At 66.7% G+C, this 6,300-nt stretch carries 9 protein-coding genes; 3 read left to right on the forward strand and 6 right to left on the reverse strand.

The features are described 5' to 3' along the window. Positions 1-78: 78 nt before the first annotated feature. From VF649_RS05710 to VF649_RS05720, 3 genes are all read right to left on the reverse strand, one after another. The gene (locus VF649_RS05710; protein ID WP_331010997.1) at positions 79-336 is read right to left on the reverse strand and encodes a GlsB/YeaQ/YmgE family stress response membrane protein; all 258 of its coding nucleotides are present in this window, start codon (positions 334-336) and stop codon (positions 79-81) included. Between the two features lie 95 nt (positions 337-431). After that, positions 432-731, reverse strand: a complete 300-nt coding sequence (locus VF649_RS05715; RefSeq protein WP_331010998.1) for a DUF1153 domain-containing protein — start codon at positions 729-731, stop codon at positions 432-434. A 100-nt stretch (positions 732-831) separates the two neighbouring features. After that, complete coding sequence (locus VF649_RS05720; RefSeq protein WP_331010999.1) at positions 832-1,059, reverse strand: hypothetical protein; 228 nt, start codon at positions 1,057-1,059, stop codon at positions 832-834. Positions 1,060-1,229: 170 nt separating this feature from the next. Here VF649_RS05720 and mnmA point away from each other — a divergent pair, with 170 nt between their 5' ends. After that, positions 1,230-2,339: a tRNA 2-thiouridine(34) synthase MnmA gene (mnmA, locus tag VF649_RS05725; RefSeq protein ID WP_331011000.1), complete on the forward strand. Its 1,110-nt coding sequence runs from the start codon at positions 1,230-1,232 to the stop codon at positions 2,337-2,339. Between the two features lie 38 nt (positions 2,340-2,377). Here the strand turns inward: mnmA and VF649_RS05730 are convergent, their stop codons facing one another. From VF649_RS05730 to pdxH, 3 genes are read right to left on the reverse strand one after another with little or no spacing between them, the layout of a single operon-like run. Next, positions 2,378-3,211, reverse strand: coding sequence for a PhzF family phenazine biosynthesis protein (locus VF649_RS05730; RefSeq protein ID WP_331011001.1), 834 nt, complete (start codon positions 3,209-3,211; stop codon positions 2,378-2,380). Positions 3,212-3,253: 42 nt separating this feature from the next. Beyond that, positions 3,254-4,201 (reverse strand): cation diffusion facilitator family transporter, encoded by a 948-nt coding sequence (locus VF649_RS05735; RefSeq protein ID WP_331011002.1) that lies wholly within the window; start codon positions 4,199-4,201, stop codon positions 3,254-3,256. After that, positions 4,198-4,776, reverse strand: a complete 579-nt coding sequence (gene pdxH, locus VF649_RS05740) for a pyridoxamine 5'-phosphate oxidase (protein ID WP_331011003.1) — start codon at positions 4,774-4,776, stop codon at positions 4,198-4,200. The genes VF649_RS05735 and pdxH overlap by 4 nt, the downstream gene beginning before the upstream one ends. A 130-nt stretch (positions 4,777-4,906) precedes the next feature. On the opposite strand from pdxH, the gene VF649_RS05745 reads away from it, so the two are divergent. Beyond that, the gene (locus tag VF649_RS05745; RefSeq protein WP_331011004.1) at positions 4,907-5,833 is read left to right on the forward strand and encodes a Ku protein; all 927 of its coding nucleotides are present in this window, start codon (positions 4,907-4,909) and stop codon (positions 5,831-5,833) included. Next, positions 5,826-6,300 (forward strand): DNA polymerase ligase N-terminal domain-containing protein (locus tag VF649_RS05750; protein WP_331011005.1); only part of this gene is annotated, 475 nt, incomplete at its 3' end. The genes VF649_RS05745 and VF649_RS05750, both read left to right, overlap by 8 nt.

The raw sequence follows: 6,300 nt of genomic DNA on the forward strand, positions 1-6,300 counted from the left end.
ACGGTATCTTGATGGGTGGCCGGGAGGGGGAGCGGGCCGGCACCGCCGAACGCGCAACAGCGCGTTCCAAACGGATGCTTAGCGCACCCGACCGCGACGGATCAGATTGACGATCGCGAGCAGGATGACCGCGCCGAGCAACGACACCAGGAACGTGGTGATGTTGAGTGGCTGGTTGTTGATCGACCCGCCCGAGATAATCAGACCGCCGATGAAGGCGCCGACGATACCGACGACGATGTTCAGGAAGATGCCCTGCTGTCCATCGGTGCGCATGATGATGCTGGCGAGCCAGCCGATAACGCCCCCGATGATGAGCCAGATGATGAGTCCCATGCGCCTTGCCTCCTGTTGCGCCCGTCCCTTTGGGCGATGATGGGCAAGACTCGCGAAGGCTGGCGATTGTTCCGGGGGCGTATTGTATCCCGGGATCAATATTTCTGCTGGCGTTCGTACAGCGACTTGTAATGCTGGATGCGCGTCACGCGCAGGCCGGGCATGCCCGACCGGTCGATCGCGCGCTGCCATCCGGCGAATTCCTCGACCGTCAGGCCATAACGCGCGCAGACATCGTCGACGGACAACAGCCCGCCGTTGACCGCCGCGACGACTTCGGCCTTGCGGCGCACCACCCACCGCGTGGTCGACGGGGCGGGTAGCGAGTCGACGGTCAGCGGCTCGCCTAACGGACCGATTACCTGAGCTGGACGGATTATCTGATTCTCGATCATCGGGTAAACCTCACACGGGCCTTCTGGCCCTTCGTTTCTGATACCGGTGTTACATCCGCGGGCTTGAAGATCGGCTGAAACGCCGCGGTAAACGGCGCCTTCATTCTCCTTTCCAATCGATGATCGCATGCGCGGTGCGGCCGTTGAACGCGCCGTGGACGGGCGCGAACAATTGCGGCTCGCGGACCGACGGCCGCAGGCATGCCTGCGCCGCCGCGGTCGGGCTAGCCGCCTGCCGCGCCGCCGCGCCGACCATCAACAGCCCCAGATCGCCCGGCAGGGCGACCGGGCTCGCATCCGGTTCGAAACGGTGGCTCCGCAGGTCCAAGACACGTCCTCGCACAAGAGTTTTGGCAGGGTCGGCATAGCGCGGTGTCAGTGAAGGGCGGGTAAAGTCGTGGGGCTAACGTGCGATTAAGCACGTGCCTTCCTCCCGCCTCCCACGCTCACGCGGCGCTTTTGCATCCGCGGCCCTGCGCGCCTATGTGCGGCGGCGTTATGGACGCGGTCGATTTCCAGCTGAACGATACGGGTGCGCGCCCGCGAATCGTGGTCGCCATGTCGGGCGGGGTCGACAGCTCCGTCGTCGCCGCGCTCGCGCATGCGACGGGGGCGGAGACGATCGGCGTCACCCTGCAACTCTACGACCACGGTGAAGCGACGGGGCGCGCGGGCAGTTGCTGCGCCGGCCGCGACATCCGCGATGCGCGCGCGGTGTGCGACCGCCTGGGCATTGCGCATTATGTGTTCGACCACGAAAGCGCGTTTCGCGAAAAGGTGATCGACGCGTTCGCCGACGATTACCTCGCCGGGCGCACGCCGATCCCATGCGTCCAGTGCAACATGGGGCCGAAGTTTACCGATCTGTTGCGGCTGGCGCGCGATCTGGGCGCCGATTGCCTGGCGACCGGCCATTACGTGCGCCGGGTGGTAAGGGAGGACGGCGCCGAACTGCACCGCGCGGTCGACCCCGCGCGCGACCAGAGCTATTTCCTGTTCGCCACCACGCAAGCGCAGCTCGATTACCTGCGCTTTCCGCTGGGTGCGCTGCCCAAGGCGCGGGTGCGCGAGATCGCCGGCGAACTGGGGCTGGGCGTGGCGGCCAAGCCCGACAGCCAGGATATCTGCTTCGTCCCCGACGGCGATTACGCCAGCCTGGTCCGCAAGCTGCGCCCCGAAGCCGCGGACGGCGGCGACATCGTCGACCTGAGCGGGCGGCATCTGGGACGGCATCGGGGCATCGTGCATTATACGGTGGGCCAGCGGCGCGGGCTGGAGATTGGCGGTACTGCCGAGCCGCTGTACGTCGTGCGGATCGACGCGGACGCGGGCACGGTCGTCGTCGGCCCGCGCGCGGCGCTGGCGGTGGCGGCGGCGCGGCTGGAGCGGATGAACGTGCTGGGTGGACTGGAAGGCGATCTGTCGGTCAAGGTGCGGTCGATGGCGAAGCCGGTGCCAGCGCGGATGGAGGGCGACCGCGTGGTGTTCGAAGCGCCCGAATATGGCGTGTCGCCCGGGCAAGCGGCGGTGCTCTATGCCGGCGACCGCGTGCTGGGCGGCGGCTGGATCGCAGGCACGGAACCGGCGATGGCGATGGCTGCCGCGTAGAAGGGTTTCGTGGAAAGAAGACGTGCGCGAGCCGCGGCTCAGCCCAGCACGAACACGCCCTCGATCACCGCCACGCATCCGCCGCCCAGGATCACCCGATCGCCGGACACCCGGCACGACAGATGGCCGCCGCGGGCGCTGGCCTGGCGCGCGGTGAAGGTGTCGCGGTGCAGGCGATCGGCCCAATAGGGGGCGATGACGGCGTGGGCGGAGCCGGTTACCGGATCTTCGTCGATGCCGGCTCCCGGCGCGAACACCCGGCTGACGACGTCGGTCGCGTCGCCCGGCGCGGTCACGATGGTCAGCACGTCGGGCTCCGCACCCGGCGCCGCATCGGGGCCGACGAGCCCGCCGAGCGCCCGCAGATCGGGGCGCAGCGCGAGGATCGCGGCTTCGCCGTCGAGTACGACGACGCCGTAGCCGCGCGGATGCCACAAGGTGGCCTGCACCGACGCGGGATCGACGCCCAGCCCCGCGACCATATTGGGCAAGGCGCGCGGCGCGGGCGCCCAGGCCGGCAGCGCCAGCGCATAGCCCCCGGCACCGCGCGTCACCGTCAGGATGCCGGCATGGCGCGTGCGAAAGCCAACCTGGTCCAGCGCGGGATCGCGCGACAGCAGCACATGGCCGCTCGCTAGCGTAGCATGGCCGCACAGCATCACCTCCACCGTCGGCGTGAACCAGCGCAGATCGTAATCCGCCCCGTCATCCCCGCTCGGCACCAGGAACGCGGTTTCGGACAGGTTGTTCTCCGCCGCGATCGCTTGCAGCGTCGCATCGTCGAGCCATGCGTCGAGCAGCATAACCGCCGCCGGATTGCCGCCGAAAAGCGCGCTCGCGAACGCATCCACCTGAAAGAACGAAATCCGCATCATGCCATCCTGTTGCCACTCATGGGGCAGCTTGCGCAGCGCCTAGAACCGCTTGCCGAACCAATGCGGCGTCACGTCCGCTTCAACCAGCGGATTGTCGGTATCGACATGGCCTTCGGGATCCAGGTGGATCAGCACTTCGACCTTCGGGAACGCGCGCTTCAGGTTGCATTCGACCGCTTCGACCAGTTCGTGCGCGGCGCTGACCGTCAGCGACGGTTCGACTTCCATGTGGAACTGCGCGAAATCGTGGCTGCCCGACCGGCGCGTGCGGAAATCGTGGATACCGCGCAGGCCGGGCTGGCGCGCGGCGACGTCCAGGAACGCGGCGCGCTGCGCATCGGGCCATTCCTTGTCCATCAACTGGTCGATCGCGTTCGAAGACGCCTTGAACGCACCGAACGCCAGCCACAGCGCGATGGCGATGCCGAACAGCGGATCGGCGCCGTGCCAGCCGAGATATTGGTCGAGCACCAGCGCGGCGATGACCGATGCGTTCAGCAGCACGTCGGACTGGTAATGGATGTTGTCCGCCAGAATCGCGACCGATCCGGTCTGGCGGATCACGCGGCGCTGATACCACAGCAGCAGCGCCGTCGCCGCGATGGAGACGATCGACACGCCGATGCCGAAGCCGGCATCCTGCGTCGGATCGGCCTCCCCCAGCGCCAGGATCGCGCGCCAGGCGATACCGACCGCCGACGCGGTGATGAGGGCGACCTGGAACAGCGCCGCCAGCGCCTCCGCCTTGCCGTGGCCGAAGCGGTGATCGTGGTCCGCGGGGGTCGCCGCCAGCCGCACGCCGTACAGCGTCACGATGCTGGCGAGCAGGTCCAGCCCGGTATCGGCCAGACTGCCCAGCATCGCCACCGATCCGGTGTGCCATGCCGCAAAGGATTTCAGCGCGAACAGGAACAGCGCCATCGCCACGCTGGCCAGCGCGGCGCGAGTCGCCAGCGGGATCAGCTTGCGGCGCTCGTCGCTGGTCACGGGAACAGCAATCCTTCGCTCCAGCCGCTGATGGTGCGGGTGAAGACGCGGCGTTCGTGCAGGCGGTGCGCGCCGTCCTGCCAGAATTCGATCGCGCGCGGGGTGATGCGATAACCGCCCCAATGCGGCGGGCGGGGCACGTCGCCGCCGTCGAAACGCGCCTTCATCTCTTCGAACCGCGCTTCGAACGTGGCGCGCGAATCGAGCGGGCGGGACTGATCGGAGGCCCAGGCGCCAAGTTGCGAATCGCGGCCGCGGGTGGCGAAATAGGCGTCCGATTCGGCATCGCTGGCCCAGCCCACCGCACCTTCGATCCGCACCTGCCGGCGCAGCGATTTCCAGTGGAACAACAGCGCCGCTTCGGGTGCCGCCGCCAGATCGGCGGCCTTGCGGCTTTCGCGGTTGGTGTAGAACACGAAACCGTCCGGGCCATGCCCCTTCAGCAACACCATCCGGTTCGACAGGCGACCGGCGGGATCGACGGTGGCCAGTGCCATCGCATTGGGATCGTTCGGTTCGGATGTCCGGGCTTCGCAATACCAGGTATCGAACAGCGTAAAGGGGTCGGCCGACATGCCCGCGCCATAGCCCAGAATTCCTAACGCGCCCATAGCGGTGAGCGCCCCGGCCGCGATGGAATCCCCGACGGGAACGATGCCGCGTCTGGCGGATTGAATCGCCTCTGTAACGAAGGTTCGAACCCGCATGGCCGCACGCGCATATTGGCAAGGGCAGATCAGGCTGGCCCTGGTGTCCATCCCCGTAGAAATCTATTCGGCGACGAAAAGCGGCGCGGCCATTTCGTTCAAGCAAATCCACGAACCCACCGGCAAGCCGATCCATTATGAAAAGGTGGTGACCGGCATCGGCCCGATCGACACCGACGAGATCATGAAGGGATATCAGGTCGAAAAGGGCGAATACGTCCTGCTCGACCAGTCGGAGATCGATGCGGTCAAGCTGGAATCCAAGAAGACGCTGGAGCTGACCCAGTTCGTCGATGCCAGCGAGATCGACGTGATCTATTACGAAAAGCCGTATTTCGTCGTGCCCGCCGACGACCTGGCCGAGGAAGCCTTCATCGTGCTGCGGGAGGCGTTGAAGCGATCGAAGAAGGTCGGGCTGGGGCAATTGGCGCTGCGCGGGCGCGAATATGTCGTCAGCCTGAAGCCGTGCGGGCGCGGCATGGTGCTGGAGACGCTGCGCTACGCCGACGAAGTGAACCGCGCGCAAAGCTATTTCCGCGACATTCCGGATGCGCAGCCCGACGCCGAACTGCTCGACCTGGCGCAGGCGCTGATCGATCGCAAGACGGGGGCGTTCGACCCGTCCGAGTTCCACGACCGCTACGTCGATGCGCTCAAGGACCTGGTCGAGCGCAAGCGCAAGCAGAAGGGCGACACCAGGATCATCGACGACAAGGACGATGCCGCGCCCAAGGGATCGAACGTCGTCGACCTGATGGCCGCGCTGAAGAAGTCGATGGAAAAGTCCGGCAAGGCCGGTACGCCCGCGAGGGAGGCGCCCGAGAAGGCGCCGGCCAAGAAGGCGCCGGCGCGCAAGACAGCGGCGAAGAAGGCCGACGCCCCCGCCCCAGCTCCCGCCAAGCCCGCGGCGAAGAAACGTGCCTGAGACCGATCCTCTCGCCCGTTATAACGCCAAGCGCGATTTCGCGAAGACCGCCGAGCCGGCCGGCACGCTGGCGCCGGATCAGGGCAACAGCTTCATCGTCCAGAAGCACGATGCGACGCGGCTGCACTGGGATTTCCGACTGGAAATCGACGGCGTCCTGAAAAGCTGGGCGGTGACGCGCGGTCCCAGCATTGACCCCGACGAAAAGCGGCTCGCGGTGCGGACCGAGGATCATCCCTTGTCCTATGCCACGTTCGAGGGGACGATCCCGAAGGGCGAATATGGCGGCGGCACGGTGATGCTGTGGGACCGGGGCACATGGGCGCCGACCGCAGGGAAATCGGCCAGGGATCTGGAAAAAGGGCATCTTCACTTCATCCTGGATGGCGAAAGGATGAAGGGCGAATGGCTGCTGATCCGCCTGAAACCGCGCGCCAAGGAGAAGACGGAGAATTGGCTGCTCCGCA

It is taken from the genome of Sphingomonas sp. (genome assembly GCF_036387535.1).
In the GTDB taxonomy this organism is placed as follows: Bacteria; Pseudomonadota; Alphaproteobacteria; order Sphingomonadales; family Sphingomonadaceae; genus Sphingomonas_R.

What these genes read in the sequence shown, in the direction of transcription:
- VF649_RS05710 (WP_331010997.1), bottom strand. Translation starts at nt 336, where the DNA reads ATGGGACTCATCATCTGGCTCATCATCGGGGGCGTTATCGGCTGGCTC.
- pdxH (WP_331011003.1), bottom strand. Translation starts at nt 4,776, where the DNA reads ATGTCGGCCGACCCCTTTACGCTGTTCGATACCTGGTATTGCGAAGCC.
- VF649_RS05715 (WP_331010998.1), bottom strand. Translation starts at nt 731, where the DNA reads ATGATCGAGAATCAGATAATCCGTCCAGCTCAGGTAATCGGTCCGTTA.
- mnmA (WP_331011000.1), top strand. Translation starts at nt 1,230, where the DNA reads ATGGACGCGGTCGATTTCCAGCTGAACGATACGGGTGCGCGCCCGCGA.
- VF649_RS05745 (WP_331011004.1), top strand. Translation starts at nt 4,907, where the DNA reads ATGGCCGCACGCGCATATTGGCAAGGGCAGATCAGGCTGGCCCTGGTG.
- VF649_RS05730 (WP_331011001.1), bottom strand. Translation starts at nt 3,211, where the DNA reads ATGCGGATTTCGTTCTTTCAGGTGGATGCGTTCGCGAGCGCGCTTTTC.